Here is a 26,083-nt window from a genome sequence, read left to right as displayed (position 1 = left end):
TTTTAGTGATCACGCTGTTGGAAGTGGTCGACTAAATAATCCAAAAAGCGCTGGACTTTGGGAGCGATCAATTCCCGATGTGGAAATACTGCATAAATGGCAGTTGTAGCAACCGGGTAATCTGACAGGATCTGTACCAATTTTCCTGTGGCAAGATCATCTGCTACATGCCATATCGAATGATTAGAAATTCCGAGGCCCGCTAAAGCGGCTTGCCTGACACCTTCACCTGAGTTGGTAGCAAAATATCCCTCAACATGAATCTGTTCAATTTTTCCTTCTACATTGATAAAGTGCCACTGATCGGTGAGACCATGCCCATGCTGTTGCAAAATACAACGATGTAATTTCAGATCGGCTAAAGTCTCTGGCACACCATATTGTTTTAGATAGGTTGGAGACGCGCAGAGCAAACGTGGATTCGGGGACAATTGTTTGGCTACCAAGCTTGAGCTTTTTAACTGCCCGATACGTATCGCCAAGTCCATCCCATGTTGAATGAGATCGATATTTTGGTCATTGAGATCTAAATACATTTTGAGTTCAGGATGTAAGCGAGAGAACTCGGCAATAACAGGCATCAAAATTTTTGTGCCAAAGGTGGCAGAGGTGGTCATCCGAAGTGTGCCTGTCAGTGCTTGATCTTTAAGCTTGAATGACTCTTGCAGATGAATAAAATCAGCAATCCATGGCCGCCCATGTTCAAGCAAAGCACGACCTTCTTCCGTCAAGGTAAGTTTTCGCGTGGTACGGTGAAATAAACGCAATTGTAGATTTTGTTCTAAGCGTTGCAATTTTTGGCTTGCGACTGAAACCGAGATATTGGTGTCTTGCGCAGCTTTGCTGATCGAACCTAGGTCTGCGACTCGAATAAAAAACTGGAAATCTTCTGTATTCATTATCAATAAAATCAGAAAAGTATTTTTTGATTATTGTGGTTTTTTAAATAAATCCCTAGCGCTATTTTTGTATTTAAGCAAAAACATGTTGAAGGGATAGATCATGAAATATCATTTCTTAGGAAACTCTGGTTTAAAAGTTTCGGAGTTGGGATTTGGTGCAGGAACTTTAGGTGGGCAGGGACAAATCTTTGCTGCGTGGGGACAGGCCAGCCAAACTGAAGCCAATCAAATGATTCGTGCTGGTTTAGATGCGGGCATTAATTATTTTGATACGGCAGATGTGTATTCGGATGGAGAATCTGAACGCATGTTGGGCAAGGCTTTGGCATCAGAACGACAGCATACAATTATTTCAACCAAGGTGGGCATTCGTAGTTCAGAACATTTGAATGATGCAGGATTTAGTCGGCGTTATTTATTGTCTGCGGTTGAACAGTCATTAACCCGCTTGGGAACAGATTATATTGATGTGTTGCAATTGCATCAATTTGATAGCTTTACTGCATTACCACAGTTGATGAAAACCCTCGATGAACTGGTTCGTAGCGGTAAGGTGCGTTATATCGGTGCTTCGAATTTTTCGGGTTGGCAATTGATGAAGGCACAAGCGATTGCAGAACAATACGGCTATGAGAAATTTGTGGTCAATCAGGTGTACTACTCTTTGATTGGGCGTGATTATGAATGGGAGCTGATGCCTTTGAATGACGATCAACAAATGGGTGCGGTGGTATGGAGTCCGCTCGGTTGGGGGCGATTAACGGGAAAATTTGACCGAGAAAATCCGATTCCAGCGCAAAGTCGTCTGCATGACACCGTTCAGTTTGCACCGCCAGTCAATGAAGCGCACCTCTATAATGTGATTGATGTGCTGAAACAGGTTGCAGCAGAAACGGGATATAGCATTCCTCAGATCGCTTTAAATTGGTTATTACAACGTCCGACCGTATCGAGTGTGTTGATTGGTGCGCGTAATCAAATCCAACTGCAAGATAATCTCAAGGCCAAAGAGATTCAACTGAGTGGTGAGCAGACTGAGCGTTTAAATCAGATCAGTGCGATTTATCCGCCATATCCGTATTATCCCTATTGGAATGGGCAATTTACGGAACGGTTTAAATCCATCGTCAACTCACAGTTTATATAAGCAATTAAACTTGAATAAAAATGCCCTCATTGGAGGGCATTGAAATTAGAGTAAGTTATGGTCATGGGCCTGAATCGGTGGTGGGGTTGGACGGCCTAAAGTGCCCAGTAGTTCAATTTCAATCGAACGGACCATCGCATCCAGTGGCAAGTCGTTACTTTGTGTTCCGAACGGTTCTTCAATTTCAGTACTTAAAGCATCAAGACCCAGAAAGGTATAGGCCAAGATACCCACCAGCAGCGGTGTGACCAAACCTAAGAGTGAACCAAGACTGAAAGGCAGCATAAAACAGAAGAAATACACAGTACGATTCAGCAAAACCGAATAGGCAAATGGAATCGGGGTATTGGCAATACGGTCACAGCCGGTTTGCATTTCACTGAGTGCTGCGACATGACGGTTCATTTGAGTATAAATGATATCCGAGATTTCACCTTCTTTCATCGCCTGCAACAGCTCCCATTGAATCAGGCTCAAGGTGTATTGCGGTGCATTGTGCTGTTGATACAGTTGGGTCAATGCTTGTTGGCTGAGGCCACTGGTTTCAGTCAGTTCAGTTGGATTGGCAGTTTGATGGCGTAGACGGTCACGCAGGACGTTGGCAAACACAATGACATTTTGAATGATACGTTCGCGTCGTGCTTGGGTGAGTACACGACAATCTCGGTCGAAATGACGAGAAGTCGCGATTAAAACGCCCCAAAGTTTACGTGCTTCCCACCAACGATCATAACAGGCGGTATTTTTAAATCCCAAGAAAATAGATAGCACTACACCAATCAAAGTGAAGCCAACTAAAGGGATTTCGGGGAAACGGTACAGATTGACATATTCAACACCACCAATAATGGCGGAGATCAACATGACGAAACCGAGAGAGGGTAAAATTTTGGGTAAAATCGTCCCTCGCCATGAGAATAAAACTTTGAAAATACTCGGCTGGTCACGGACAATCATGTTATTTGAATCATTAATTTTATGTCTTGATATTCCTGTTTGATTTACGCTTTGTCAAGGCTAGATTGCTTGATTTTAATAGGGTTGAGCAGTTGTTGTTCAGAAAAGGAAAAATGCCCTTCGGGTGCAATAATAAAATGGTCGATCAGATGGATTTCCAGCAGTTGACAGGCTTGTTTGAGTTGCTGGGTCAGATACATATCTTCAGATGACGGTTGGGCAATTCCATAAGGATGATTGTGTGCGACCACGATTTGGCTGGCTTGATGTTGCAGCACATAACGCAAGGTTTGATTAAGTGAAACACTGCAGGAATGCTGAGAGCCAAAGAACAGCTTTTTAAAATGTAGTTTTCTGAGTTCAGCATCTAAGCAGAGTACCGCAAAAACTTCCTGTTTCTCACCCAGAAGCTCATAACGTAAATAGTCGAGGACCAATGTCGATGTATCGAGGCAAAGTCGTTGTTGATGGAAATGATTATTCAGATAACGACGTCCTAATTCTTTCACGGCCATCAGTTGTGCATATTTGGTTGAAGCAATCCCATTAAATTGTGATAAATCCTCAAGATTGGCATCAAAGATCAAATTAAGTCCACCAAAGTGTTGAATCAAAATACGCGCCAATTCCACCGCAGAGTGTTGTTTTGAGCCTGAACGTAGAAAAATCGCCAACAATTCTGCATCGGATAAGCTTTGTGCGCCTTGTGATAACAATCGTTCTCTTGGGCGTTCTTGCTCAGGCCATGTTTTTATTGATTGACTCACTGTTTTATTTTCCTTTGATTTTATTATGATTATTATTTTTATAGACAAAAAATATCAGGGATAATTTCCTTTTAATTTTTGCCATTTAAATAATATTCTCTATCGGCAGTTTGAGGGAAATGTTGATGGTGCTACTTGGGTATCAACTTATTTAATGCTATTGTGAGCGCCACTGCAACAGTAAGGTATCCTGTTTGTGAGCTTTGATCTAAGTGTTATTCCCCATAAAAACATTATATTAGCGGTTACAGGTGGTATTGCTGCCTATAAAAGTGCCATTCTGGTACGCCGTTTAAAAGATTTCGGTTTTGATGTCCGTGTGGTCATGACACATGGCGCACAAGCATTTATTACCCCACTCACTTTTCAGGCACTTTCAGGTAATCCTGTGCATACCGAATTGCTTGACCCTGAAGCCGAAGCAGGCATGGGGCATATTGAACTGGCGCGTTGGGCGGATTTAGTTCTGGTTGCGCCTGCCAGTTGTGACACGATTGCAAAATTTGCCAATGGTTTGGCCGATGATTTGCTGAGTACTTTATATTTGGCAACCAAAGCACCTGTCTGGGTTGCGCCTGCCATGAATCAGCAAATGTGGGCGGCCAAAGCGACACAACGCAATTTACAAACATTGGTTGAAGATGGCATTCATGTGATCATGCCAGATGCAGGTGAGCAAGCTTGTGGTGATGTGGGTCTAGGTCGTATGCCTGAGCCTGAAGATTTGGCACGCCAAGTTGCGGCTTATTTCCATAAGGCACAACGTGCACTTGCTGAAAAGTTTGGTCTATTGGCTGGTAAGCGAGTCACCATTACCGCGGGGCCGACCCGTGAAGCGATTGATCCAGTTCGTTATATTTCAAACCACAGTACTGGTAAAATGGGCTTTGCTTTGGCAGCAGCATGTTATGCTGCAGGGGCTAAAGTCACTTTGGTTGCAGGTCCCGTCAGTTTGGATACACCGAATGGTGTGCAACGTATGAATGTCAGTTCTGCCATGCAAATGTTGGATGTCAGTATGAATCAGCTTAAAGAAGGCTGTGACATCTTTATTGCGACTGCAGCAGTCGCAGACTATCGTGTCGCTCAAGTTGCAGAACATAAAATTAAGAAAGCAGGTGATGAACTTGCTGTCGCATTGGTCAAAAATCCAGATATTGTGGCGACGATTGCTCAGCAAGAAGAACGTCCATTTATGGTCGGCTTTGCTGCTGAAACGCAAAATGTTGAGGAATATGCAGCAGGCAAACTGGTTGCGAAAAAGCTGGATATGATTGCGTGTAATGATGTGTCACGTCCAGATATTGGTTTTGCCTCAGATGAAAATGCCATGACCGTGTTCTTTGCCCAGTCATATCATATGAAAAAGCGTGAACTTGAAAAAGCATCGAAACAGGAGATTTCGCAGCAATTGGTTGAATCGATTGCGGATGCTTTACGTCGTCGTTTGTAAAACCTGTACGTGATCTTTTTTATCAAAATGCAACGATTTCGTTGCATTTTTTATGTATGCTAAAGCAGCAATGATCATTGTTGCTTTGAAGCCAATGCACCATGTTTTGCCTAAACAAATAAAGCATAGCCACAGTTTTTGATAGGATATCCTAATGATTAAAAAAACTTTAGCCACAGTTGTCATGTTATCTGCTTTTGCATTCAGCCATACAGCCATGGCTGCTGGATTAGCAGATGATATGAAAACGTTGGGAAAGAATTATAAAGCGTTTAACCAAGCTGCAAACCCACAGGCTGCAACAGCAGCTTTGGATAACATGCGCGCAGCTGCCGTGCATTCAAAACAGTATAAACTGGCTCCAAATACCACGGACAAAGTATCCAGCTCAACATCTTTATTTGACCAGATTGTGGTTGAAATTGATAAAGCCAAACTCTTAGTACAAGCCGGAAAGTTGGATGAAGCTAAGAAACAAGGTAAGAAGATTGCTGAATTACGTGATCAAGGACATAAGTATTACACCCACTAATAATATGTAAGTGATAGGTGATAAAACGATGAAGCTGTACTCAAAGAGTGCAGCTTTTTTATCAGGATTTAGGCAAGTAGAACATCAAATTGAGACTGAGCATGATTCAGATTTTCACATAATGGCAAAGTTGCTACAGTGAAAATATGAATGATGAGAGGTGATGATATGTCCTCACAACAGCGTAACTATGATCGTATTGCTCAAGCAATTGTTTATATCCAACAGAATTTTCAGCAGCAACCGCAACTGGATGAAGTTGCAGCACATATCCATTTAAGTCCAGCACATTTTCAGCGCTTATTTACTGAATGGGTTGGCACCAGCCCTAAAAAGTTTTTGCAGTATATAAGTATTGAACATGCCAAGCAGATTTTGAAACAAGAGCAGGGCAGTATTTTCGATGCAACATTTGCAACAGGATTGTCCAGCACCAGTCGTTTACATGATCTGTTTATTCAGATTGAAGGGATGACCCCAGCCGAATATAAACATGGTGGACAAAGCCTCTCGATTCATTATCAGTTTGCAGAAACCTTATTTGGTGAAGTGCTGATTGCATCGACTCATAAAGGAATCTGTTCATTAAGTTTTGTGAATAATCGAACCGATGCCTTTGCTCAGTTAAAAGCACAATTTACGCAAGCAGTATTTATTGAGCAGACTGATGTTTTTCAACAAAGTGCTTTAGCCTTCTTTCAAAAGGATCAACAGCAACTGTCTGATATTAAACTGCATTTAAAAGGTACAGAATTTCAGCTCAAGGTTTGGCAAAGCTTACTTAAAATTCCAATGGGACAGTTGGCCACTTATGGCGATTTGGCGAAGGCCATTGATCATCCAAAAGCAGCACGAGCTGTTGGTACAGCGATTGGCAGTAACCCTGTGGCATTTTTGATTCCATGTCATCGTGTCATCCAATCTTCAGGTGCATTGGGTGGATACGAATGGGGAACTATTCGTAAAATAGCATTGATTGGTTGGGAAGGTGCGCAAACACATGCAACCATCTGAACTCGCTCAAATCCAAGCGGTGATCGATAAGATTCAAGCAGCGGATTGGGATGATATTACTGAAAAAATGCACCAACAGGGCTTTGTCTTGATTGAGCAGATTTTATCGACCGAGCAGTGTGAAATGCTGAAACAGGCATATCCGCAAACGGAGCTGTATCGTAAAACTGTTGAGATGCAACGCTATCGCTTTGGTCGAGGTGAATACAAGTATTTTACCTATCCTTTGCCGAGTTTGGTTGAACTGATACGACATGAGATCTATCCCTATTTGGTGCCGATCGCCAATGCATGGTTTAGGGTATTGAAGCTAGAACGTTCATTTCCATCATCACATCCTGAATTTTTACTGCAATGCCAACAATATGGACAAATGCTCGCAACACCACTGATCTTGAAATATGGGCAGGGCGGATTTAATACGCTGCATCAGGATTTATATGGTGAGGTTTATTTCCCTTTACAGTTGGTGATAGTGCTGAGTCAGCCCAATGTCGATTTTACAGGTGGGGAACTGGTCTTTACTCAACAAAACCCAAGAGCACAGTCTAAAGCAGTGGTGATACAGCCCCTACAAGGCGATATGCTGATTTTCACCACTCAATTTAAACCTGAAAAAGGCAGTCAGGGGTATTATCGGGTCAATATCAAGCATGGGGTGAGCCCAATTCACCAAGGCGAACGCTATAGTCTTGGCATTATTTTCCATGATGCTGTGAGTTAGTCTGATGTGGCGACATGGTGAATTAACGCAGACCGAGTTACACCAGAAACTGAAGCAGCACCAGATTGTATTTGCAGGCAATGTACAGCTTAAGATTTATGGCAGATTGACCTGTGCTTCAGGTAAGCGCATGCTGAAAAAGAATCGGGTATTTTTTGTTGATGAACATGAAGCAATTGCACAAGGTTATCGGCCTTGCGCACATTGTATGAAGCAAGCCTATAAGAAGTGGAAAGATGCAACTATTTGATATTGAAGCTGATCCAAACCACAATCATTTACCCTATGATGGGACTGTACAGTACTACGGCAAAGTGGTGCAGACAGCGGCAGCTGATTATTATTTTGATCAACTGATGCAGACGATTGCATGGGAAAATGATCAGGCTATGATTTTTGGAAAATTGCTCATCACTAAGCGTAAAGTGGCTTGGTATGGGGATCAGCGTTTTCAATATACCTATTCCAATATGAATAAATATGCGTTGCCGTGGACCAAGGAATTGCTTGAATTAAAACAGCTGGTTGAACGGCTGACAGGTGAAACGTTCAACTCATGCTTACTAAATCTTTATCATAGTGGTGATGAAGGAATGGCGTGGCATAGTGATGGCGAAACCGATCTCAAAAAAGATGGTGCGATTGCCTCATTAAGCTTTGGTGCGGAGCGAAAATTTGCTTTTAAACATAAGCAGAGCAAAGAGAAAGTTGAACTCTATTTAGAGCATGGCAGTTTATTGGTGATGAAAGACACCACACAAACTTACTGGTTACATCGATTGCCGCCGACCCAAAAAGTCAATACTGCACGGGTAAATCTGACGTTTAGAACCATTGTGGAATAAGCCTATTTTCAGATTAGACATAATGATAAAGTTCAACATCAGAAAAAGTCGCATTAAATGCTTCAATCAGACGATCAATCTGTTCAGTAAGGTCGGGAACCAGCATCCAATAAGGATTTTCATTTGAGATCAACAACAGAGCTAGACCATGTTGTTCCGCAACTGCATAGATATTGTTAAATAAGATGGCATAGATATGTTCAGCAAAATCAATCTCATTTTGCTCATCCGCTGTTGTATCGGTATATTCTGCAAAGAGTTGTTCAACTTCTGCTTCAATCCGGTTATTCAGTTGTTCGATATCAACTTGAGCTTGTTGTAATTGATAACACTTGTCCGTGCCATTATCGTAATATTCTTTTAACTCAACATATTGGATATTTGAGTGTAAAGTATTGGACCAATTCATAAATTGATAAAAGTTGTGTGGATGAGTTGGCTCAGGAACTTGGACAAGTTCAGGAAAGACCTGATGGCAAAGTTGATAAAGTGCCGTGGTCATGGCTGATTCTCTTTTTATTGATATTGTTTTATTATTATAAAAAACCACAGCAGATGCTGTGGTTTTTTTGCTTCTCGATACAAGCGTTATGCTTGACCTTGAGCGTCTGCATCAGTTTGTAAGCGTTGCATGTTTGCTTCAAACTCAGCATCAAAGTTGATTGGTGTAAGCAACAATTGTGGGAAGCTGCCTTTAGTAACCAAATCATTTACCGCTTCACGTAAGAACGGGAACAAGATATTTGGGCAATACGCACCTAAGATGTATGGAAGGCGATCTTCTTCTACACCATCAACCAAGAAAATACCTGATTGTGTGACATCAACGATGAATGCAGTTTCATTTTCGTTGTTTGCTTGAACCACAACTTTTAAAGACACTTCATAGTGAGTAGCATCAATTTTTTCTGCAGCAGAAGATAAATTGATGTTCAACTCTGGTTGCCATTGCTTAGTAAATACTTGCGCACCAGGAACTTCAAAAGAGATGTCTTTTGTATAGATACGTTCTAACGCGAGTTGTGGTTGAACTTGTTCTTCGCTCATTGTTTTTCCTTAAATCTTGGATTTAGATGTTGTTAAGCTAATAATTGGTCGAGTTTGCCTTCACGCTCTAAAGCATAAAGTTGGTCAAAACCGCCAATAAATTGGTCTTTGATAAAAATTTGCGGCACAGTACGGTGATTGGTACGTTGCATTAACTCAAGACGAACTTCTGGTGCTTCATTGGAAAGATTAATTTCTTTATAAGCAACGCCTTTGCGCTCAAGTAATTGTTTTGCGCGTACGCAATATGGGCAAGAAAGCGTTGAATAAATGGTGACGTTTTGAGTAGTCATTTTATCTCTCCTTAAGCTTTGGTTTTGCTTTTCACTAAAGGTAAGCCTTGAGCTTTCCAATTGCTGATACCGCCATCTAAACGGTAGCTGTCGGCATGACCAACTTTTTGCAATGCTGAGCCTGCAACTTGCCCTAAGTTACAAATAAAGACCAGTGGACGATCACTTGCTTTTAATTCATCTAAATGACTGGTGATTTGGCTATACGGAATGTTACGACTGCCGCTGATGTGACCATCACGGAAATCTTTTCCATCACGTAAATCGATCAAAATAGCATTTTTTGCCTTGACCAAAATACCTAGAGATTGTGGTGAAATTTTACGACCGTTGCGTTGTCCTTCTAAAACAAAGAACAACACGATTAACACGCCGAGCGCACCAAATAAGAAGGGGTGATTCCCCATAAACTCTAACCAGCGTTCCACAAGTCACCTAAAGTTAAAATCAAAATTGACCCTGAGTATAACTTATCTCAATGGTGATCAAAAACTTTAGTTCAAGGGCAAATGGCGAAGAAAATTAACTTTTTTGCTGCGCTTCTTGAATTTCATCGAGCAGTCGTAAATAACTCTCGAGGCGACGCGGTAAAATTTCACCTGCATCAACCGCTTGTTTCAGCGCACAATTTTTCTCATGCGTGTGGGTGCAGTTACGGAACTGGCATAGGCCCAAATGTGCTTCAATCTCTGGAAAACCTGTGCGGACCTTTTCTAAACTGAGATGCCATAGACCGAATTCACGGATTCCAGGAGAGTCAATTAACGCACCGTTTGTTCCAAATTTAATCAAACGTGTTGAGGTTGTGGTGTGCTGTCCGAGTGCAGAGTTCTCAGAAATGATATTGGTTTTCTGTGCTGCATCAGGAACGATGGTATTAATCAGTGAGCTTTTTCCAACCCCAGACTGCCCAACAAAGGCAACGGTTTCATTATCAATGCGATTTGAAAGTGCAGATAAGTCACCTTGTGAATGACAAATTAAGGTTTCATAGCCTAGAGATTCATATTCACTGAGTAGGGTAAGAATCGGATCATTTTCAGTGAGCAAGTCGGATTTGTTCAGCACCAATAACGCTGGAATATTTGCATCGGCACATGCCACCAGATAGCGGTCAATCAATGTGGGTGCAGGTTCTGGTAAAGGCGCGAACACAATCACAATCAGACTAATATTCGCCGCAACAGGCTTCACTTTGTGATAGCGATCGGGGCGGGTCAGTAACGATTGTCTAGGATAAATCGCAGTGATGATCCCTAAACCTGTAATTGGATCTGCTTGCCATTTTACCCGATCTCCAGTTACCAACAGTTCTAAGTTGGTACGTGTATGACAACGCCAAATACTGTTGAGTTCGATTGGTTTCCAGAACGGTTCTGGCTCACCTTCAGCCACTTGTGGTTTTTCAGGGTGCTGTTCAGGCACAGATAAGGCTTGTACTTCGAGTTGACGACCATAATGCTGAACAACCAGTCCATCTAAATCTTGCGATGTATCAATGTCGTCTTGACGCGATTTATGCTGTTTCTCAATACGACGCTGCTGTTGTTCGGTTAAACGACGCTTACGAATTAAAGCCATTCATATCCCAAAAAATCCACACTTTGAAGACCGCAAAAATAGCACGAAGCCACTATAGAATTACAGCCAAGATGTAATTAATTTGCTACTATTGATGTTTTTAAGCACTTTAGAATCGCCATCCATGAGTAGCACCCCTGATACACGATTAATTTGGATCGATCTGGAAATGACAGGCCTCGATACCGATAACGACAAGATTATTGAAATTGCAACAATTATTACAGATGACCATTTGAATATCTTGGCTGAAGGACCTGTTTTAGCGGTACATCAATCTGATTTGATTCTAAATGCGATGGATGAGTGGAATACCAAACAACATGGCCAGTCGGGTCTGATTGAGCGAGTACGCCGTAGTAAGTTAAAGGCTGAAGATGCAGAACAGCAAACCCTTGAGTTCTTGAAGAAATGGGTGAGTCCAAAATCTTCCCCGATGTGCGGTAACTCAATTTGCCAAGACCGCCGTTTCTTGCATCGTTTGATGCCCGAACTGGAACAATTCTTCCATTATCGTAATCTGGATGTGTCTTCTGTAAAAGAGCTGGCTAAACGCTGGAGACCAGAAATTATGAGCGGGTTAAAGAAAAATGCGTCGCACTTAGCCATGGATGACATCCGTGATTCGATTGCAGAATTGAAATATTACCGTGAATACTTTTTTATCATGAATAACGATAAGTAATCGATTATTGAATCATACATAAAAGGAGCTAAGGCTCCTTTTTTAATGGGTTAAAAAAGTTTGGGCTTGATCAAAAAATCGCTTAAACTCGGCTTTTAATTGCAAACTATAAAAAAAGAGAGTCTATATGCAAAGTACCAATCCCATTTTAACGCGGGTAGAAACCTATCAAGATTTGGCTGAGCCAATGACCATTCAAGGTGCAATTCAAAAATCTGTACTTTTAACCGTGATTGCTGCCGTTTTAGGCATGGCCTTATTTTTCTACTGTGCGATGACAGCGAATCTTTCGATTGCATACGCTGCAACAATTATTGGTGCAGTCGGTGGTTTAATTCTCGCACTCATTACTACATTTAAATCGAATACCGCACCAGCTTTGGCCATTCCTTATGCTTTATTTGAAGGGGCATTTTTAGGTGGTGTCTCGTTTATTTTCCAGTTGAAATATCCAGGTGTTCCTTTACAGGCATTATTGGCAACATTCGTGACGACTTTGGTGCTGTTTGCTTTGTATAAATTTCAGATCATTCGTGCCACTGAAAAGTTTAAAGCAGTTGTGATTTCAGCTTCGATTGCGATTGCCTTGGTATTTGTGGTGCAAATCATTCTACGTTTAGCATTTGGTTCAAGCATTCCTTATATCTTTGAAAGTAACTGGTTGGGTATTGGCTTTGCTGCCTTTGTTGCTGTGATTGCATCATTGAATCTGATCCTAGATTTTGACTTGATTGAAAATGCGGCTGCGCAACGTGCACCAAAAGCATTTGAATGGATCTGTGCGATTGCCTTATTGGCGACTTTGGTGTGGATGTATTACTCATTCCTCCGTTTATTGAGTCTGCTCCGCGGTGATGATTAAGTTCTGATTCAAGTAAAAATACAAATCGTCTTCAAGTGAAGGCGATTTTTTTATGCAAGATTGTAAAAAAGATGGATTATGCAATTCCGCAATGCGCTGATTATTGGCATCATGTGGTGAAAATTTTTCGAGTGAGAATAAGATGTCACAAGGACTTTTAGCTGGTAAACGTTTTTTAATTGCAGGTATTGCAAGTAAATTATCGATTGCTTTCGGTATTGCTTCTGCGTTACACCGTGAAGGTGCTGAGCTTGCGTTTACTTATCCAAATGAAAAGCTGAAAAAGCGTGTCGATGATTTTGCAGCACAGTTTGGTTCAACACTGGTTTTTCCTTGTGATGTTGCTGTTGACGCAGAAATTGACAATGCTTTTGTCGAGTTGGCAAAACACTGGGATGGTTTGGATGGTGTGGTGCATTCGATTGGTTTCGCACCTGCGCATACGCTTGATGGCGACTTTACTGACGTAACGGATCGTGACGGATTTAAAATTGCACATGACATTAGCGCGTATAGCTTTATCGCGATGGCTCGTGCTGCAAAACCATTATTGCAAGCACGCCAAGGTTGTTTGTTGACTTTGACTTATCAAGGTTCTGAGCGTGTGATGCCGAACTATAACGTGATGGGTATGGCGAAAGCATCGTTAGAAGCAGGCGTTCGTTATTTAGCATCAAGCTTAGGCGTCGATGGTATTCGTGTGAATGCGATTTCTGCGGGCCCAATCCGTACTTTGGCAGCATCAGGCATCAAGTCTTTCCGTAAAATGTTAGATGCCAATGAAAAAATTGCTCCACTTAAACGTAATGTGACCATTGAAGAAGTGGGCAATGCAGCATTATTCCTGTGCTCGCCGTGGGCTTCCGGTATTACGGGTGAAATCATGTATGTCGATGGTGGTTTTAATACGGTCGGTATGAGCCAGTCGATGATGGATGATGAATAATTAGATTGCTCTAAATGATTTAATAAAGTCGCTTTTATAGCGGCTTTGTTTTTTAGAAAAAACTTAATTATGTAGAGGAAGTCTGTTTGACTGCAGCCCCTTGTTAAGTTTTATCTGCATTTTCGACAAAGTAGTCATAATATTTTCTCGCAACTTCCTCTGGACCAAGTGCTACATCAATAAGCATTTGAAGAGTCCATACTGGACCTGGTATCACTAGATCTAAGTCAAGGTCTTCAGGGTAAGCTTCTGGGGTGATTGCCATTTCTAAGTTTTCAAACCACCAAATTTCAATTTTACGTAGTAGGCCGATCATCTCATCAAATGCCTCCGTTACATCAAAGTCGACTCCTGATGAGGCAAAGGTAAGCATTTCGTGAGCTAAGGTATTACGGCATCTTTTAATATGCTCGAATCTCTCTAAGTCATTATCATCAATGGCATCCATATCTTGCAACCATTTCAATGATGCGTATAGAGGACTTCTATTGAGTGAAAGTACCTTTTCTTTATATTCTGGATCAACAATCATTCCATTTTCATTAAATCCATTTGTAAAGAAGCTCTCAATCTTTTCAATAATACTGCTTTTGAGTATTTCGAAAGCCATTGAAAATATTGATGCAGTAATAATATTCGTTTTAAGTGTTGTAGGATGAAGTGCTCGTTCCCAAGATGCCTTAACTTTTTCATCCATATTCGATCTCTATAAAGAAATTTATTACTGTTCTAGATATGACATATTTCTATCAGTGTTAGAAATATATTAAAAAATCAACTGACGAATATAACTAACCATTTGTCATCCTATCCTTTATATGCTAATTAAGGCTGGTTTTTTGTTTAATCGAAAATTTTTAAAGAAAATATCGATAAACATATTGTTTTTAGCTTCTGGGGTAGGTCATTCAAACGTGAAGAAAATAGCTGTTGTTTTGGGATTAGTCACTCTTCTTTCACTTCAAGGTTGTGCCGCAGTGATGGCAAGTAATCAACCGCATAAAAAGAATATGACGGTTTTAGAAGTGGGGAAACATCGAAATTATGTGATTTCTGAATTGGGTGCACCCGTTACTTCAGAAACCGTGAATGGCGAACGTAAAGAGATTTATACCTTCCAGCAAGGCTACTCAAAAGCAGCTAGAATCAGCCGAACGTTATGGCATACGACTGCAGATATAGCCACCATTGGTCTATGGGAAGTGATTGGCTCTCCAACCGAGATGTATTTCAATGGTCAGCAACTTTCATATGAGGTTGTTTTTGATGATCAGGACAAGATTAAACGTATTCAACAGATCCAGAATAATCCAGATCTGGTGAAAGAATAAGCGCGCAAAACAATAGCGCGAGGGCTATTGTTTTGATAGTTCTTTTACAGGACTGCCGCCGAGTGCTTGCATTAATGTCACATACGCATTGTATTGATTCTGCTTGGTTTCGACCAAGCTGAGTCGTGCATTACGTGTAGTTTCCTGCGCATCCAGTAAGTTCTTTAAGGCAATTGCGCCATTGCGATAACGCACTTCGGTTAAACGTTCGGTTTTATCTGCCAGCTCAACATTACGTTGCTGTAACTGTACTTGCTGATTCAGTTGAGTACGGTTTGACAAAGCATTTTCCACGTCAGCAAATGCTTGATACATGGTTTGACGGTATTGGGTAATGGCTTTTTCATATTCAAGATCACTGATCGCAATGTCTTTCTTCATATCATTATATTGAAGGAAAGGCAGGCTTAAGCTTGCGCCTAAAGTTAAAGCAGGGTTCTTTAACAATTGCGTTAAAGAAGTGCTGGAAGAACCAACATTTCCAGTCAAATTAATCGAAGGATAGTAGCTGGCTTTGGTTGCGTCTTTATTTGCTAAGGTCTTACGCAAGCGTAACTCAGATGCTTGTAGGTCGGGGCGACGCGATAGAATATCAGCAGGGAGTCCGACAGCGATACTTGGCAAAGCATTGCGCGGTAATTGTGCCGGTTCTTTGATATTCAATTGTTGCACTGGCTCATGCAGTAAAACGGCAAGGGCAGTACGGGTTTCAACACGTTGCTGTTCAATCTGACTCAGACTAGCCTTTTGGCTTTGTACCGATTGTTCCGCTTGTGTTAAGTCCAAACCCGATACTGCACCTGCTTTATATTGTGACTGTACCAAAGAATAGGTCTTTTGAGTTGAGGCTAAATTTTGCTGAATGGTTTGATAGCGTTCATTCAGATAGCCCAACTGCCAATACAGTTTTGCTGTTGTGCCAACCAAGCTTTGAGCTGTGGCTTGTAAATCTTGTTCAGTGGCTAAAGCTTCCCATCGGCTTGCTTCAGTTTGACTAGCAAGTTTACCAAATAAATCGAGTTCATAGCTGACGCCAACGCTAGTCGATAAACCACGATCAGAGCCATCGCCAGAACGCAGATCATAATTATGACCTGCTGAAACACTTGAGCTGGTTCGAATCCCTTGTTTATTTTCAGCCAGACCTGCCTGTAAACGAGCTTGTTTAAGGGTAATCCCTGCGACACTTAAGTCACTATTTTTAGCGAGAACCTGATCGATCAATTGATTCAACTGGGTGTCATTAAACAATGTCCACCACTGATCAGTTAGATTCACATTTTTACTTTTTTGTGCATCGTATTGGAACTGTTGCGGCACTTGGACTGTTGGGGCGTTATAGGGGGTTTTCACCACAGCAGAACAGCCAGCTAAGGAACCAGTGAGTACCAGTGCAAGTCCTAATTTTGTGAATTGAAAAGACATACTCAAATTCCTTATTCTCTCGCTAAAGCAGCAACTGGATCGAGTTGTGCTGCATTTCGTGCTGGCAAGAAGCCAAATACAATACCAATCATGCTTGAACACACAAAGGCCGCTACGATGGACGTAGTTGAATAACTCATTTCAATGATGCCTTTGGCGAAGTGGCCAATGATTTGTCCAATCCCTAAAGAAAGCAGTACACCGAGTACACCGCCCAATAAGCAGACTAAAATTGCTTCAATCAGGAATTGCTGCAAAATGTCACTTTGTCGAGCACCGACCGCCATACGTACGCCAATCTCTTGAGTTCGTTCAGTCACAGAAACCAGCATAATGTTCATTACCCCAATCCCACCAACGACTAAAGAAATCACGGCGATTGCAGAAATTAACAGAGTCATGGTTGCCGTCGTCTGTTGGATGGTTTCACGAATACTGTCGGAGTTTTGGGTAAACACGTCCTGTGCACCGTGACGCTGTTCCAGTAAGGTGAGAATCGCATTTTCAGCGGCACTACTTGGGTATTCATCCTTAATCCGGACAATGATGCTACGTACATTGGATTGACCCAACATACGACTCATCACTGTGGAGTAGGGCAGATAAACGTTCAAGCTATCTGAACTTCCCATAAAGCCTTGTTGGGCATCAATGACTCCAATAATACGGCTGGGTACACTGCCCAATAACAATACTTGGCCAACGGGATTGGTCCCATCTGCAAAAAAGGTTTTTTCGGTATTGGTATCAATGACCACATCTTGAGTACGCTGAGTAACACTGCTCTTGTCAAAAGGCTGGCCTGATTTAAAGGTCATGCCACGGACATAGAAGAAATCAGCACTGACGCCATTTACTGTTGCCGATGCTTCAGTATCTTTATAGCGAAGTGTCACACTGGTATTGGCGGACGGACTGACTCCATCGACGTAAGGCTGTTCTGCCAATGCTTCTGCATCAGCTGGAACCAGTGTTTTGACTTGTGAAGCACGCGAGTTATCACCAAAACCACGACCCTGATACACGGTAATGGTATTGGTACCGAGGCTGCTGATATTTTCTAAAATTTGTTTTTGTGAGCCATTGCCAAGTGCAACCACCGAGACCACGGATGCGATCCCGATAATAATCCCGAGCATGGTCAGGAAAGTCCGCATACGGTGGGCATTCATGGCAAGCAGTGCCATGCGGAATGCTTCACCGAGACGATCAAAGAAAGAGCGCCAAGCTGAGGTTTTTTTCTGCGGTGTGCGTTGCAGGGTTTGATGTTCTAAATCGGAATCTGCATTTTCAGGCACGTTGGCACGGTCTGAAATAATATTACCATCACTGATCTCAATAATTCGGGTCGCATTTTTAGCGACATTGAGATCATGGGTGACCAGAATAATGGTATGACCTTTGGCATTCAGCTCACGTAAAATGCGCATCACTTCAATACCACTATTCTTATCCAATGCACCTGTTGGTTCATCGGCAAGAATGACATCGCCGCCATTCATCAAGGCGCGGGCGATGGAGACACGTTGTTGTTGACCACCAGAAAGCTGACTTGGTCGATGATGCAACCGTTCTTCTAACCCTAACTCAGATAACAGTTCCGCAGAACGTTCCTGACGCATATGGCTGTCGACGCCTGCGTAAATTGCTGGGACCTCAACGTTACCTGCGGCACTTAAATCTCCAAGCAAATGATAACGTTGGAAAATAAAACCAAAATATTCACGGCGTAATTGGGCTAGTTCATCCGGTTCAAGTTGTCGCGTTTCTCGACCACTGACGCGATAGCTTCCCTCAGTCGGTTTATCCAAGCAACCCAAGATGTTCATCAGGGTGGATTTACCCGAACCTGATTGACCAACAATGGCAACCAGTTCACCTGCATAAATTTTTAAATCAATCCCTTTGAGGATTTGTACAGTTCCTTCACCCGCAGGAAATTCGCGAGTAAGGTTGCTGACCTCAAGCAATGGCTGTGATGAATGTGTTTGATTTTGCGTCATATTACATTCTCATTGCACGTTGATTACTGCGTTTTGCTGATTCGTTTGAACTGTCAGAAGCATCGGCAATGACCACTTGATCACCTTGTTTTAAACCTTTAAGCACTTGAGCTGTAACGCGGTTATTCAGACCAATCAATACAGGTTGTGGTTGAGCCGTACCATCAGCTTGTAATACACGAACCATGCCTGTTGATGCTTTACCTTGTGCGACCAGCGCTTTTTCTTCTTCACTCAGTTCAAGACGTTTTGGACGTTGTGCTTTTTCACTCTCTGATTTTTTCGCTTGCTGAGCTGAAGCATTGCCTTGATGATCTTTGCTGCGATTACCACGCTGAGTTTGAATTGCTGCCGCAGGAACGGTCAGTGCATTTTTTGCTTCTGCCAACACAATATAAACTTGTGCTGTCATATCAATACGTAATTGACCATCTTCATTGGGAACATCAAATAAAGCATTATAGTAAACCGCTGCATTCGAGGTTGAGGAGCTGCTGTTACTGCTGGTTTCGGTATTAATTGAATTCGGTGCAGGTTCCACTTGGCGTAGTTTTGCATAATGTTTTTTATCACTGTTGCCTAAAGTCGTGAAATATACGGTTTGGCCTTTTTCAACTTTCATGACATCCGCTTCAGAAATCTGAGCCTTGATGGTCATAGTGTCCAATTTGGCCAATTTCACAATGGTCGGTGCAGTTTGGTTGGCGTTTACAGTTTGGCCTTCTTCAGTCACGATCGCCACAATAGTGCCATCCATGGGCGCAACAATACGGGTATAACCTAAATTTTCTTTAGCTGTTGCGAGTGTGAGGCGAGATTGTTCAATTTGTGCGTTAATCGAGGCAATCTGAGCTTGTGCCGTTTTGAAGTTTGCCAAAGCACTTTCAAGTTCAGCACGCGAAGTCGCATCTTGACTAAACATGGCTTGTTGACGTTTATATTCTGCTTCAACTTTTGCTAAATTGGCTTGTTGTACTGCGAGTTGTGCCTGTTGGTTTTTAATACTGGCATCTGCTGTTTTGAGTTCGTTTTCTTGACGAATCGAATCAATTTGCGCGATTAGTTGACCTTGTTTGACTTGGTCACCTAGTTGCACATACATTTTCTTCACCTGACCTGATACCTGTGCACCGACACTCACCATCTTGGTCGCTTCAAGCACACCCGTTGCCAATACAGAGTTTTCAATGTCGCCTCTGGAGACTTCGGCACTAATATACTGGGGTGCTTGAGCTTTCGGTTTAAAGAACATCCATCCGAGTACTGCAATGATCAGTACTCCGATAGCAATCATAATGATTTTGCGAGGCTGGATTTTTTTAATGGTTGTTTTTGGCATGGCGACAGGTCAAAAGTGGAAAACTGGAGTTAGTATAAAAGTGAAATAAGGATAAAGCGTGAATATTTTTAATCTAGAATGAGAATTATTTTCTATTTTTCTGCTGAGTTATTCTATAAATATCCGATAAATACTGTGGATGCCCGATTCAGCATTTGTTGCAAGTGCGATGCCTCCTTGAGTGGGCAGTGCGAATTCACGGGGATTGATCCGAATTAAATCAGGGGCAAAGCGTTCACTAAAATAACGTACGGTCGGGATTGCGGTGCCAGCCCCTATTTCGATCACCAGTGGTTGGTGATGTATTTTTAGGAAAGTGTCTAAACGCTGCATTTGTTGTTTTTGGCGCTGGCTGAGCCATGCATAGTCATCAAACATCAAAATATTGGGTCGAGCTAAATGTCCGCAGTTTGGACACAAGGGCAGTTGGCCTAGCCATTGGCAATCTTGCTGATCAATGTCTGGTGCTAATTCATCAGCTGGCCAGATCTCTTGTTGACATGTGGCAAGACATTGCAAATGATGAATTGAACCATGACATTCATAAATCTGTTTGGAATCAAAGCCAGCTTCTTGAAATTGTCCATCGACATTTGAGGTAAATACAAAATAAGGCAGTTCTAATGTTTTAGCTAATTGCCGCAGTAAACGAAATCCTTGATGGGGTAGGGTTTGACGATAGAGATCTAAACGATGTCCATAAAATCCCCAAGCTAAACGTGGATGGCGTTTAAAAGCAGCTGGATTGGCAATTTCGGTGAAATCGATGCGTTGCTTACCAAGCTCTGGGTAAGCTTGCCACATGCCTTGATTGCCACGAAAATCTGGTAAACCTGAATCGACACCCATACCTGCACCTGCGCTGATGATCAGGCTGTCTGCATGTTTAAATAGACGTTGTATATGTTCGATTTGGTTTGGATTTAAATGAAATGGCATAGGGCAATCCATTATTTTTATGATTTAATTTTTAGTGTTTAAGCAGGTTGCGTAAATAAAGTTGTGCCGCAGAGTTCAGCTAAAGCTTGCAACATTAACTGTTCTGGATTTTCTTTCGACATCCCTTTGATTGAAGCATCGATACGCAATAATAAATCAGGCCAAGTTAAAAATTGTCTTGGATTTAAACGGCGCAGGGTTTGTTGATATTGTGAAACCTTGGTTTTCCAAATCCCGAGCTGGATGGCATTGTGCGGTTGCTCAAATAACTGCATCAATAAGCGCATTTCTTTGCTCAGTGTCCATAAAATCAAACTATCAGGTTCACCCGCAGCAATCAGATATTGGTAAATCTTGACCGATTGTGCCAAGTTTCCTGCAAGCAAGGCATCACTTAAATCATAAGTGGTATAGCGAGACTGATCTTGTAAGCAGGCGTACAGCTGTTCAATCTGAATTTGTTGAATATCTGGGAAGGTGTCTGCAACACGCATTAAACTATTTTTTGCAGCGAGCAGGTTATGTTCGTGATGCTGCATCAACCATTGCCAAGCATCATTATTCAGCTGGATACCGAGCTTTTCTGCTTCTATGCTTAAGATCCGCTGACGATCTTGTGGGTAGGTCGCAGTGAGTGGAACCACCACACCATTGGCTTCAACTACCTGGAAAAAGGCTGACTTTAAACTGCTGCTGTCCTGTTTTGGTAGAACAATGAGTAGTAAGTTATGTTCATTATGCTGAATATAACTTTTAAGCAGTTTTAAGCCATTGGCATCAGGTTTGATGTTGCCGTGCACTTCAATCGCGAGTTGTTGCGAAAATAGCGACAGACTATTCAGTGCATTAAAGACATTTTTCCAGTCATTCACGCTACTGATGTCGTAGCGCTGGCGCTCAACTTCTTGTTGTTGCCAGCTTTTACGGAAGGTATCGAGCAGGTTTTGTTCAAGCAAAGGCTCTTGTCCATGCATGATCCATGCACCGCGAGCCTCACCAACACGTTTTAACGCTTGAACATAGTCCAGTTTCATAATGCGTGATTATGGTTGAGCTTTAGGTAAACGATTGGCTGCAATTTGACGAGTCACTTGTTGGGCAACGTCATCAATTACAATACGATTCAGATAAGCTTCTTGTTGGTTATCAGTATTCACCGTTGCAACGTCGTATTGATAGGTACGTGAGGCTGTTAAAGTACGAGGTTCGGTAATTTTCTTACCTTGTCGATCTTCAATCTGGAAGGTTACGGTTAAACGCAACAGTACTTCAGTCAATTTACCGTTGAGTAATTGGCGGCGAGGAGTGTAATCCAAAATGCGCAGTACATAAGCATCATTGGCGTTACTGAGTTGAACCCCTGTAGCACTGAGATAAACACTGAGTTTATTTTCCAGTTCGCCCGTATTTGCAGGCATTGCAAGCGTTAACTTGTTATAGACCAGTGGCGCCGCTGTTGGGTTACTTCCTTTTAAATGAAAGCCACAGCCGACTAAACCTGCACTTAGGCCTAAAGTGAGAACGATAGCAGCTGCACGTTGCGCTAAGTGCATATTTATTCCTCTATTGCTTAATCTCTCTGAACCCCTCTTTTCAAAGAGGGGTACTTCTCCCTTGCATAAACGGAGTTGCGGAACAATGTTCCTCAGGAGCGATGTTAAACCACTAAATTAACGAGTTTATTTGGAACAACGATTTCTTTCTTGGTTGGACCCGTTAAGAATTGTTGAACTTCTGGCAATGCTTTTGCCAAAGCCAATAAGTCATCTTTAGAGATATCGACTGCGACGTCTAACTTACCACGAAGTTTACCATTCACTTGTACAACAATCGTTTGCGTATTACGGGTTAACGCTGATTCGTCGACTTGCGGGAATTGAACAGTGGTGAGTTCCAAACCAAATTGAGTCAATAAGGTTTGACTTAAATGCGGTGCAAATGGTGCAAGCAAGGTAAGGAGCGTCGTGATCGCTTCTCGTGCGACAGCAACATCATTATCATCTTTTGCTTCAAACTTGTTGCTGGCATTGAGTAATTCCATCAATGCTGCAATGGCTGTATTGAATGCATGACGACGTTCGATGTCATCACCCACTTTCTGGATGGTTTCGTGGGTTTTACGACGCAAGTCTTGTGCATCTTTCGACAAGTTCGTAGTATCAATCGCAGTCGCTTGATTACCTTTTTCAAGGAAGCCAGCTGCTAAACGCCAAACGCGTTTCAAGAAGCGGTTTGCACCTTCAACACCTGCATCAGACCATTCCAATGACTGATCTGGTGGTGCAGCGAACATCATAAATACACGTGCTGTATCAGCGCCGTATTGGTCAATAATCGCTTGTGGATCAATCCCGTTGTTTTTCGACTTGGACATTTTTTCTTGTCCACCGATCACAACTTCCTGACCATCACCTGAGTATTTTGCAGACAGAATACGGCCTTTTTCATCACGTTCTAATTCGATGTCAGCAGGGTTAAACCAAGTTTTCTTGCCATTTTCTGCTTCACGATAGAAGGTATCAGCCAAAACCATGCCTTGCGTTAACAAGTTAGTAAATGGTTCGTTACCCTGTACAACGCCTTCATCACGCATCAACTTATGGAAGAAACGTGCATAAAGTAAATGCAGAATCGCATGTTCAACACCACCGATATATTGGTTTACTGGAAGCCAGCTTTGCGCTGCTTCAGGTTTGACCATACCGCCAGTAAAGTCTGGAGATGCATAACGCGCATAGTACCAAGATGATTCTACAAAGGTATCCAAGGTATCAGTTTCACGGCGTGCATCGCCACCACAGCTTGGACATTTGGTTTCGTAAAATTCAGGCATCTTGTTCAATGGGTTACCCGAACCATCTGGAACAACATCGGTCGGTAAGACCACGGGTAGTTGATCTTCTGGAACGGTGACTTGACCACAGCTATTACAGTTGATCATTGGAATTGGGCAACCCCAGTAACGCTGACGAGAAACACCCCAGTCGCGTAAACGGAATTGAACCTTAGAATTTGCTAAAGCTTGTGGTTCTAATTTTGCAAGAAAGGCATCAAAAGCAGCTTGGAATGCTAAACCATCAAACTCGCCAGAGTTCACCAATTTACCGTCTTTAGAGCCGTACCATTCTTGCCATTCAGTTGCAGAATAATCTGCATCGTCAGAACCTTTAGCATCAATCACTTGTTTGATTGGCAAATTGAACTTGTTTGCAAATTCAAAGTCACGTTCGTCATGTGCAGGAACCGCCATTACAGCGCCAGAACCATAAGACATTAATACGTAGTTTGCAATCCAGACAGGAAGCTCTTCACCAGTTACAGGGTGTTTTACGAACAAACCTGTTGCCATACCTTTCTTTTCAGCAGTGGCTAGATCGGCTTCTGCCACTGAACCCATACGACATTCTTCAATAAATGTAGCAAGTTCAGGATTGCCTGCTTCTGATTGAAGGGCAGCAGCTTTGAGTGCCATAGGATGTTCTGCTGCAACAGCAACATAAGTCACACCCATTAGAGTATCTGCACGCGTGGTATAAACGGTTAGCCCATCTGCATAGATTGCTGGATTTGCAGAAGGGAAGGTAATGTCCATACCTGTCGAACGGCCGATCCAGTTACGTTGCATGGTTAAGACCTGTTGTGGCCAGCCATCTTTCAAGGTATCTAGATCGTCTAATAATTCTTGTGCATAGTCGGTGATGCGGAAGTAGTACATTGGAATATCGCGCTTTTCCACCAATGCACCTGAACGCCAGCCACGACCATTTTCAACTTGTTCGTTGGCCAACACAGTTTGGTCTACTGGGTCCCAGTTCACTGTTGAAAGCTTACGATAGATCAAGCCTTTCTTATAAAGCTGTACGAATAACCATTGTTCCCAGTGATAATACTCTGGTGTACAGGTTGCAAATTCACGATCCCAATCGACAGCCAGACCCAGTTTTTTTAATTGGTCACGCATGTACGCAATGTTTTCAAAAGTCCATTTTGCTGGTGCAACTTGATGTGCAATCGCTGCATTTTCAGCGGGCAAACCAAAAGCATCCCAACCCATTGGTTGTAGTACTGTTTCACCTTTTAAGCGATGGAAACGGCTGATCACGTCACCAATAGTATAGTTACGCACATGCCCCATGTGCAGTTTGCCACTTGGGTACGGGAACATCGACAGGATATAGCGATGTTTGCCCTCTACAGTGTCTGCAACTTTAAAAACTTTGCGATTGTCCCAGTCTTGTTGAACTTGAGGCTCAATGGCACTTGCTTGATATTCGGAGTCAATGTGAGAAGTCGTCATAGGGATATGCGATACAACAAAAAAGTAAAGTTAAGATTGCTGCACAGCATAGCGCAAAATTGCAGGAAATGTCAGTTTTTAGATCGGGATTTTATCTGCAAGGCCGCAGTGTAGAGTAGGGCCTTGCAGGATCATGCATTTGTTTAGCGGTTGGATGGTGCTGAAGCTGGCGGTGGACTTTGCGGTTTCATCGTGTGTGCTGGAACTTCTGGCATAGCTTGAGGTGCATGTTGAGGTTCATTTGGTGTCACGTCTGGCGTGGCTTGATGTCCTTGCTGAGTGCTAGGGGGCGTTGTTTGATGGCTATTGCCATACGTAGAAACTTTATCCAAACGTTTTGAACCTTTCGGTGGGGGTGTTGTGGTGTAGTGAGTTGAACCATTGGCATCGACCCATTTGTAATATTGTTGTGCATAGTTTTGGCTAGAGCAAAGCAAAAGGACCGCTGTTGAAATAGTGTATAAGCTTGTTTTTAAATAAGATGACTTCATGTTTGATCTCCCCAAGAGAATGTTGTCTATATTCGATCAAAGTGCCTAAATAAGCAGTTTACAATGCCTATTTTTCAATAAAAAGAAAATAGTTTTGTGATAAATGGGCGTTTAAAAAGACCAAATTATTCCGTGAAATGTGTTTAAAAAAACAACAGCCAAAAAATATTCGTTAAAAACCTTTTCTTTGTTCTTGACTTTGCTTATGAAAGAAACAAGAATGCTTTCTCAAGTTTTATATGCGCTTATTTGATCACCCTTCGAATAAATGTCATGGCTTGCAATGGACATTCTTTCTAGCCGAGAGAATGCTGTTTTGAAATATGCTTATCCCAGCACATTTTGATTCGAGATGTCATCAAGTTTATACGGCTGATGAGTCTCAGAAAATTTTTCCTATTGCAGCAAAAACGAGTAGAATACGCACACTTATAAAAAGTGCATAAAGTTAATGAATGAAACACAATTTATGTCTCCCATAAATTGTGCAAATACTAGGGTGA

General features: G+C 42.2%; 28 protein-coding genes. 11 read left to right on the top strand and 17 right to left on the bottom strand.

Features of this window, described 5'->3' with window-relative positions; genetic code table 11:
- Nucleotides 1-2: 2 nt before the first annotated feature.
- Nucleotides 3-899, bottom strand: a complete 897-nt coding sequence (locus F909_RS15230; RefSeq protein ID WP_005146924.1) for a LysR family transcriptional regulator — start codon at nt 897-899, stop codon at nt 3-5.
- A gap of 103 nt (nt 900-1,002) precedes the next feature.
- On the opposite strand from F909_RS15230, the gene F909_RS15235 reads away from it, so the two are divergent.
- Nucleotides 1,003-2,049 carry an aldo/keto reductase gene (locus tag F909_RS15235; protein WP_005146922.1) on the top strand — a complete coding sequence of 349 codons (1,047 nt, stop codon included), beginning with the start codon at nt 1,003-1,005 and terminating at the stop codon, nt 2,047-2,049.
- A gap of 45 nt (nt 2,050-2,094) precedes the next feature.
- Here F909_RS15235 and F909_RS15240 read toward each other — a convergent pair whose 3' ends face one another.
- Both F909_RS15240 and radC read right to left on the bottom strand, forming a co-directional pair.
- Nucleotides 2,095-3,006: a bestrophin family protein gene (locus F909_RS15240; protein ID WP_005146919.1), complete on the bottom strand. Its 912-nt coding sequence runs from the start codon at nt 3,004-3,006 to the stop codon at nt 2,095-2,097.
- Nucleotides 3,007-3,050: 44 nt separating this feature from the next.
- The gene (gene radC, locus F909_RS15245) at nt 3,051-3,773 is read right to left on the bottom strand and encodes a RadC family protein (RefSeq protein WP_005146917.1); all 723 of its coding nucleotides are present in this window, start codon (nt 3,771-3,773) and stop codon (nt 3,051-3,053) included.
- Between the two features lie 196 nt (nt 3,774-3,969).
- Here radC and coaBC point away from each other — a divergent pair, with 196 nt between their 5' ends.
- The 6 genes from coaBC (at nt 3,970) to F909_RS15275 (ending at nt 8,341) form a co-directional block, all read left to right on the top strand.
- Nucleotides 3,970-5,226, top strand: coding sequence for a bifunctional phosphopantothenoylcysteine decarboxylase/phosphopantothenate--cysteine ligase CoaBC (gene coaBC, locus F909_RS15250; RefSeq protein WP_005146914.1), 1,257 nt, complete (start codon nt 3,970-3,972; stop codon nt 5,224-5,226).
- A gap of 154 nt (nt 5,227-5,380) precedes the next feature.
- Nucleotides 5,381-5,758, top strand: a complete 378-nt coding sequence (locus F909_RS15255; protein WP_005146911.1) for a cytochrome b562 — start codon at nt 5,381-5,383, stop codon at nt 5,756-5,758.
- 168 nt (nt 5,759-5,926) lie between these two features.
- Nucleotides 5,927-6,772 (top strand): methylated-DNA--[protein]-cysteine S-methyltransferase, encoded by an 846-nt coding sequence (locus F909_RS15260; RefSeq protein WP_005146909.1) that lies wholly within the window; start codon nt 5,927-5,929, stop codon nt 6,770-6,772.
- Entirely contained in the window at nt 6,759-7,496 is a 738-nt protein-coding gene (locus F909_RS15265; RefSeq protein ID WP_005146907.1) for a 2OG-Fe(II) oxygenase, read from the top strand. Before F909_RS15260 ends, F909_RS15265 begins: the two co-directional genes overlap by 14 nt.
- Nucleotides 7,497-7,500: 4 nt before the next feature.
- Nucleotides 7,501-7,746, top strand: a complete 246-nt coding sequence (locus F909_RS15270; protein WP_005146905.1) for an Ada metal-binding domain-containing protein — start codon at nt 7,501-7,503, stop codon at nt 7,744-7,746.
- A complete protein-coding gene (locus F909_RS15275) occupies nt 7,733-8,341 on the top strand; it encodes an alpha-ketoglutarate-dependent dioxygenase AlkB family protein (RefSeq protein ID WP_005146902.1) in 609 nt (202 codons plus the stop codon). Before F909_RS15270 ends, F909_RS15275 begins: the two co-directional genes overlap by 14 nt.
- Nucleotides 8,342-8,354: 13 nt before the next feature.
- On the opposite strand, the gene F909_RS15280 is transcribed toward F909_RS15275, so the two are convergent.
- From F909_RS15280 to rsgA, 5 genes are all read right to left on the bottom strand, one after another.
- Nucleotides 8,355-8,843, bottom strand: a complete 489-nt coding sequence (locus F909_RS15280; protein WP_005146896.1) for a hypothetical protein — start codon at nt 8,841-8,843, stop codon at nt 8,355-8,357.
- An 86-nt stretch (nt 8,844-8,929) separates the two neighbouring features.
- Nucleotides 8,930-9,388 (bottom strand): protein-export chaperone SecB, encoded by a 459-nt coding sequence (secB, locus tag F909_RS15285; protein WP_005146893.1) that lies wholly within the window; start codon nt 9,386-9,388, stop codon nt 8,930-8,932.
- Between the two features lie 32 nt (nt 9,389-9,420).
- A complete protein-coding gene (gene grxC, locus F909_RS15290) occupies nt 9,421-9,681 on the bottom strand; it encodes a glutaredoxin 3 (protein ID WP_004804307.1) in 261 nt (86 codons plus the stop codon).
- 11 nt (nt 9,682-9,692) lie between these two features.
- Nucleotides 9,693-10,109: a rhodanese-like domain-containing protein gene (locus F909_RS15295; protein ID WP_005146887.1), complete on the bottom strand. Its 417-nt coding sequence runs from the start codon at nt 10,107-10,109 to the stop codon at nt 9,693-9,695.
- A 94-nt stretch (nt 10,110-10,203) separates the two neighbouring features.
- Nucleotides 10,204-11,262, bottom strand: a complete 1,059-nt coding sequence (rsgA, locus tag F909_RS15300; RefSeq protein WP_005146885.1) for a ribosome small subunit-dependent GTPase A — start codon at nt 11,260-11,262, stop codon at nt 10,204-10,206.
- A gap of 124 nt (nt 11,263-11,386) precedes the next feature.
- Here rsgA and orn point away from each other — a divergent pair, with 124 nt between their 5' ends.
- From orn to F909_RS15315, 3 genes are all read left to right on the top strand, one after another.
- Nucleotides 11,387-11,947 (top strand): oligoribonuclease, encoded by a 561-nt coding sequence (orn, locus tag F909_RS15305; RefSeq protein WP_005146882.1) that lies wholly within the window; start codon nt 11,387-11,389, stop codon nt 11,945-11,947.
- Between the two features lie 127 nt (nt 11,948-12,074).
- The gene (locus tag F909_RS15310; protein ID WP_005146880.1) at nt 12,075-12,809 is read left to right on the top strand and encodes a Bax inhibitor-1/YccA family protein; all 735 of its coding nucleotides are present in this window, start codon (nt 12,075-12,077) and stop codon (nt 12,807-12,809) included.
- Between the two features lie 142 nt (nt 12,810-12,951).
- Nucleotides 12,952-13,755 carry an enoyl-ACP reductase FabI gene (locus tag F909_RS15315; protein ID WP_004655876.1) on the top strand — a complete coding sequence of 268 codons (804 nt, stop codon included), beginning with the start codon at nt 12,952-12,954 and terminating at the stop codon, nt 13,753-13,755.
- Between the two features lie 103 nt (nt 13,756-13,858).
- On the opposite strand, the gene F909_RS15320 is transcribed toward F909_RS15315, so the two are convergent.
- Nucleotides 13,859-14,452 (bottom strand): hypothetical protein, encoded by a 594-nt coding sequence (locus F909_RS15320; protein WP_005146877.1) that lies wholly within the window; start codon nt 14,450-14,452, stop codon nt 13,859-13,861.
- 217 nt (nt 14,453-14,669) lie between these two features.
- On the opposite strand from F909_RS15320, the gene F909_RS15325 reads away from it, so the two are divergent.
- The gene (locus F909_RS15325; RefSeq protein ID WP_032877683.1) at nt 14,670-15,086 is read left to right on the top strand and encodes a hypothetical protein; all 417 of its coding nucleotides are present in this window, start codon (nt 14,670-14,672) and stop codon (nt 15,084-15,086) included.
- Nucleotides 15,087-15,110: 24 nt separating this feature from the next.
- Here F909_RS15325 and F909_RS15330 read toward each other — a convergent pair whose 3' ends face one another.
- The 8 genes from F909_RS15330 to F909_RS15365 form a co-directional block, all read right to left on the bottom strand.
- A complete protein-coding gene (locus F909_RS15330) occupies nt 15,111-16,511 on the bottom strand; it encodes an efflux transporter outer membrane subunit (RefSeq protein ID WP_005146872.1) in 1,401 nt (466 codons plus the stop codon).
- 11 nt (nt 16,512-16,522) lie between these two features.
- On the bottom strand, nt 16,523-18,514 hold the full coding sequence (locus tag F909_RS15335; protein ID WP_005146869.1) for a MacB family efflux pump subunit: 1,992 nt from the start codon (nt 18,512-18,514) through the stop codon (nt 16,523-16,525).
- Nucleotide 18,515: 1 nt separating this feature from the next.
- Nucleotides 18,516-19,853 (bottom strand): MacA family efflux pump subunit, encoded by a 1,338-nt coding sequence (locus F909_RS15340; RefSeq protein ID WP_005146866.1) that lies wholly within the window; start codon nt 19,851-19,853, stop codon nt 18,516-18,518.
- A 108-nt stretch (nt 19,854-19,961) separates the two neighbouring features.
- Nucleotides 19,962-20,792 carry an SIR2 family NAD-dependent protein deacylase gene (locus tag F909_RS15345; RefSeq protein ID WP_005146864.1) on the bottom strand — a complete coding sequence of 277 codons (831 nt, stop codon included), beginning with the start codon at nt 20,790-20,792 and terminating at the stop codon, nt 19,962-19,964.
- Nucleotides 20,793-20,830: 38 nt separating this feature from the next.
- Entirely contained in the window at nt 20,831-21,826 is a 996-nt protein-coding gene (holA, locus tag F909_RS15350) for a DNA polymerase III subunit delta (RefSeq protein ID WP_005146862.1), read from the bottom strand.
- A gap of 9 nt (nt 21,827-21,835) precedes the next feature.
- On the bottom strand, nt 21,836-22,345 hold the full coding sequence (gene lptE / locus F909_RS15355; RefSeq protein ID WP_005146860.1) for an LPS-assembly lipoprotein LptE: 510 nt from the start codon (nt 22,343-22,345) through the stop codon (nt 21,836-21,838).
- A gap of 104 nt (nt 22,346-22,449) precedes the next feature.
- Nucleotides 22,450-25,089, bottom strand: coding sequence for a leucine--tRNA ligase (leuS, locus tag F909_RS15360; RefSeq protein WP_005146858.1), 2,640 nt, complete (start codon nt 25,087-25,089; stop codon nt 22,450-22,452).
- Between the two features lie 143 nt (nt 25,090-25,232).
- Nucleotides 25,233-25,580 carry a DUF4124 domain-containing protein gene (locus F909_RS15365; RefSeq protein ID WP_005146856.1) on the bottom strand — a complete coding sequence of 116 codons (348 nt, stop codon included), beginning with the start codon at nt 25,578-25,580 and terminating at the stop codon, nt 25,233-25,235.
- Between the last annotated feature and the right edge of the window lie 503 nt (nt 25,581-26,083).

It is taken from the genome of Acinetobacter sp. ANC 3929 (genome assembly GCF_000369405.1).
In the GTDB taxonomy this organism is placed as follows: Bacteria; Pseudomonadota; Gammaproteobacteria; order Pseudomonadales; family Moraxellaceae; genus Acinetobacter.
This window is presented reverse-complemented; position numbering and strand designations above follow the sequence as displayed.

What these genes read in the sequence shown, in the direction of transcription:
- F909_RS15230 (WP_005146924.1), bottom strand. Translation starts at nt 899, where the DNA reads ATGAATACAGAAGATTTCCAGTTTTTTATTCGAGTCGCAGACCTAGGT.
- F909_RS15235 (WP_005146922.1), top strand. Translation starts at nt 1,003, where the DNA reads ATGAAATATCATTTCTTAGGAAACTCTGGTTTAAAAGTTTCGGAGTTG.
- F909_RS15240 (WP_005146919.1), bottom strand. Translation starts at nt 3,006, where the DNA reads ATGATTGTCCGTGACCAGCCGAGTATTTTCAAAGTTTTATTCTCATGG.
- F909_RS15255 (WP_005146911.1), top strand. Translation starts at nt 5,381, where the DNA reads ATGATTAAAAAAACTTTAGCCACAGTTGTCATGTTATCTGCTTTTGCA.
- F909_RS15260 (WP_005146909.1), top strand. Translation starts at nt 5,927, where the DNA reads ATGTCCTCACAACAGCGTAACTATGATCGTATTGCTCAAGCAATTGTT.
- F909_RS15265 (WP_005146907.1), top strand. Translation starts at nt 6,759, where the DNA reads ATGCAACCATCTGAACTCGCTCAAATCCAAGCGGTGATCGATAAGATT.
- F909_RS15270 (WP_005146905.1), top strand. Translation starts at nt 7,501, where the DNA reads ATGTGGCGACATGGTGAATTAACGCAGACCGAGTTACACCAGAAACTG.
- F909_RS15275 (WP_005146902.1), top strand. Translation starts at nt 7,733, where the DNA reads ATGCAACTATTTGATATTGAAGCTGATCCAAACCACAATCATTTACCC.
- F909_RS15280 (WP_005146896.1), bottom strand. Translation starts at nt 8,843, where the DNA reads ATGACCACGGCACTTTATCAACTTTGCCATCAGGTCTTTCCTGAACTT.
- secB (WP_005146893.1), bottom strand. Translation starts at nt 9,388, where the DNA reads ATGAGCGAAGAACAAGTTCAACCACAACTCGCGTTAGAACGTATCTAT.
- grxC (WP_004804307.1), bottom strand. Translation starts at nt 9,681, where the DNA reads ATGACTACTCAAAACGTCACCATTTATTCAACGCTTTCTTGCCCATAT.
- rsgA (WP_005146885.1), bottom strand. Translation starts at nt 11,262, where the DNA reads ATGGCTTTAATTCGTAAGCGTCGTTTAACCGAACAACAGCAGCGTCGT.
- orn (WP_005146882.1), top strand. Translation starts at nt 11,387, where the DNA reads ATGAGTAGCACCCCTGATACACGATTAATTTGGATCGATCTGGAAATG.
- F909_RS15310 (WP_005146880.1), top strand. Translation starts at nt 12,075, where the DNA reads ATGCAAAGTACCAATCCCATTTTAACGCGGGTAGAAACCTATCAAGAT.
- F909_RS15315 (WP_004655876.1), top strand. Translation starts at nt 12,952, where the DNA reads ATGTCACAAGGACTTTTAGCTGGTAAACGTTTTTTAATTGCAGGTATT.
- F909_RS15320 (WP_005146877.1), bottom strand. Translation starts at nt 14,452, where the DNA reads ATGGATGAAAAAGTTAAGGCATCTTGGGAACGAGCACTTCATCCTACA.
- F909_RS15330 (WP_005146872.1), bottom strand. Translation starts at nt 16,511, where the DNA reads ATGTCTTTTCAATTCACAAAATTAGGACTTGCACTGGTACTCACTGGT.
- F909_RS15335 (WP_005146869.1), bottom strand. Translation starts at nt 18,514, where the DNA reads ATGACGCAAAATCAAACACATTCATCACAGCCATTGCTTGAGGTCAGC.
- F909_RS15340 (WP_005146866.1), bottom strand. Translation starts at nt 19,853, where the DNA reads ATGCCAAAAACAACCATTAAAAAAATCCAGCCTCGCAAAATCATTATG.
- F909_RS15345 (WP_005146864.1), bottom strand. Translation starts at nt 20,792, where the DNA reads ATGCCATTTCATTTAAATCCAAACCAAATCGAACATATACAACGTCTA.
- holA (WP_005146862.1), bottom strand. Translation starts at nt 21,826, where the DNA reads ATGAAACTGGACTATGTTCAAGCGTTAAAACGTGTTGGTGAGGCTCGC.
- lptE (WP_005146860.1), bottom strand. Translation starts at nt 22,345, where the DNA reads ATGCACTTAGCGCAACGTGCAGCTGCTATCGTTCTCACTTTAGGCCTA.
- leuS (WP_005146858.1), bottom strand. Translation starts at nt 25,089, where the DNA reads ATGACGACTTCTCACATTGACTCCGAATATCAAGCAAGTGCCATTGAG.
- F909_RS15365 (WP_005146856.1), bottom strand. Translation starts at nt 25,580, where the DNA reads ATGAAGTCATCTTATTTAAAAACAAGCTTATACACTATTTCAACAGCG.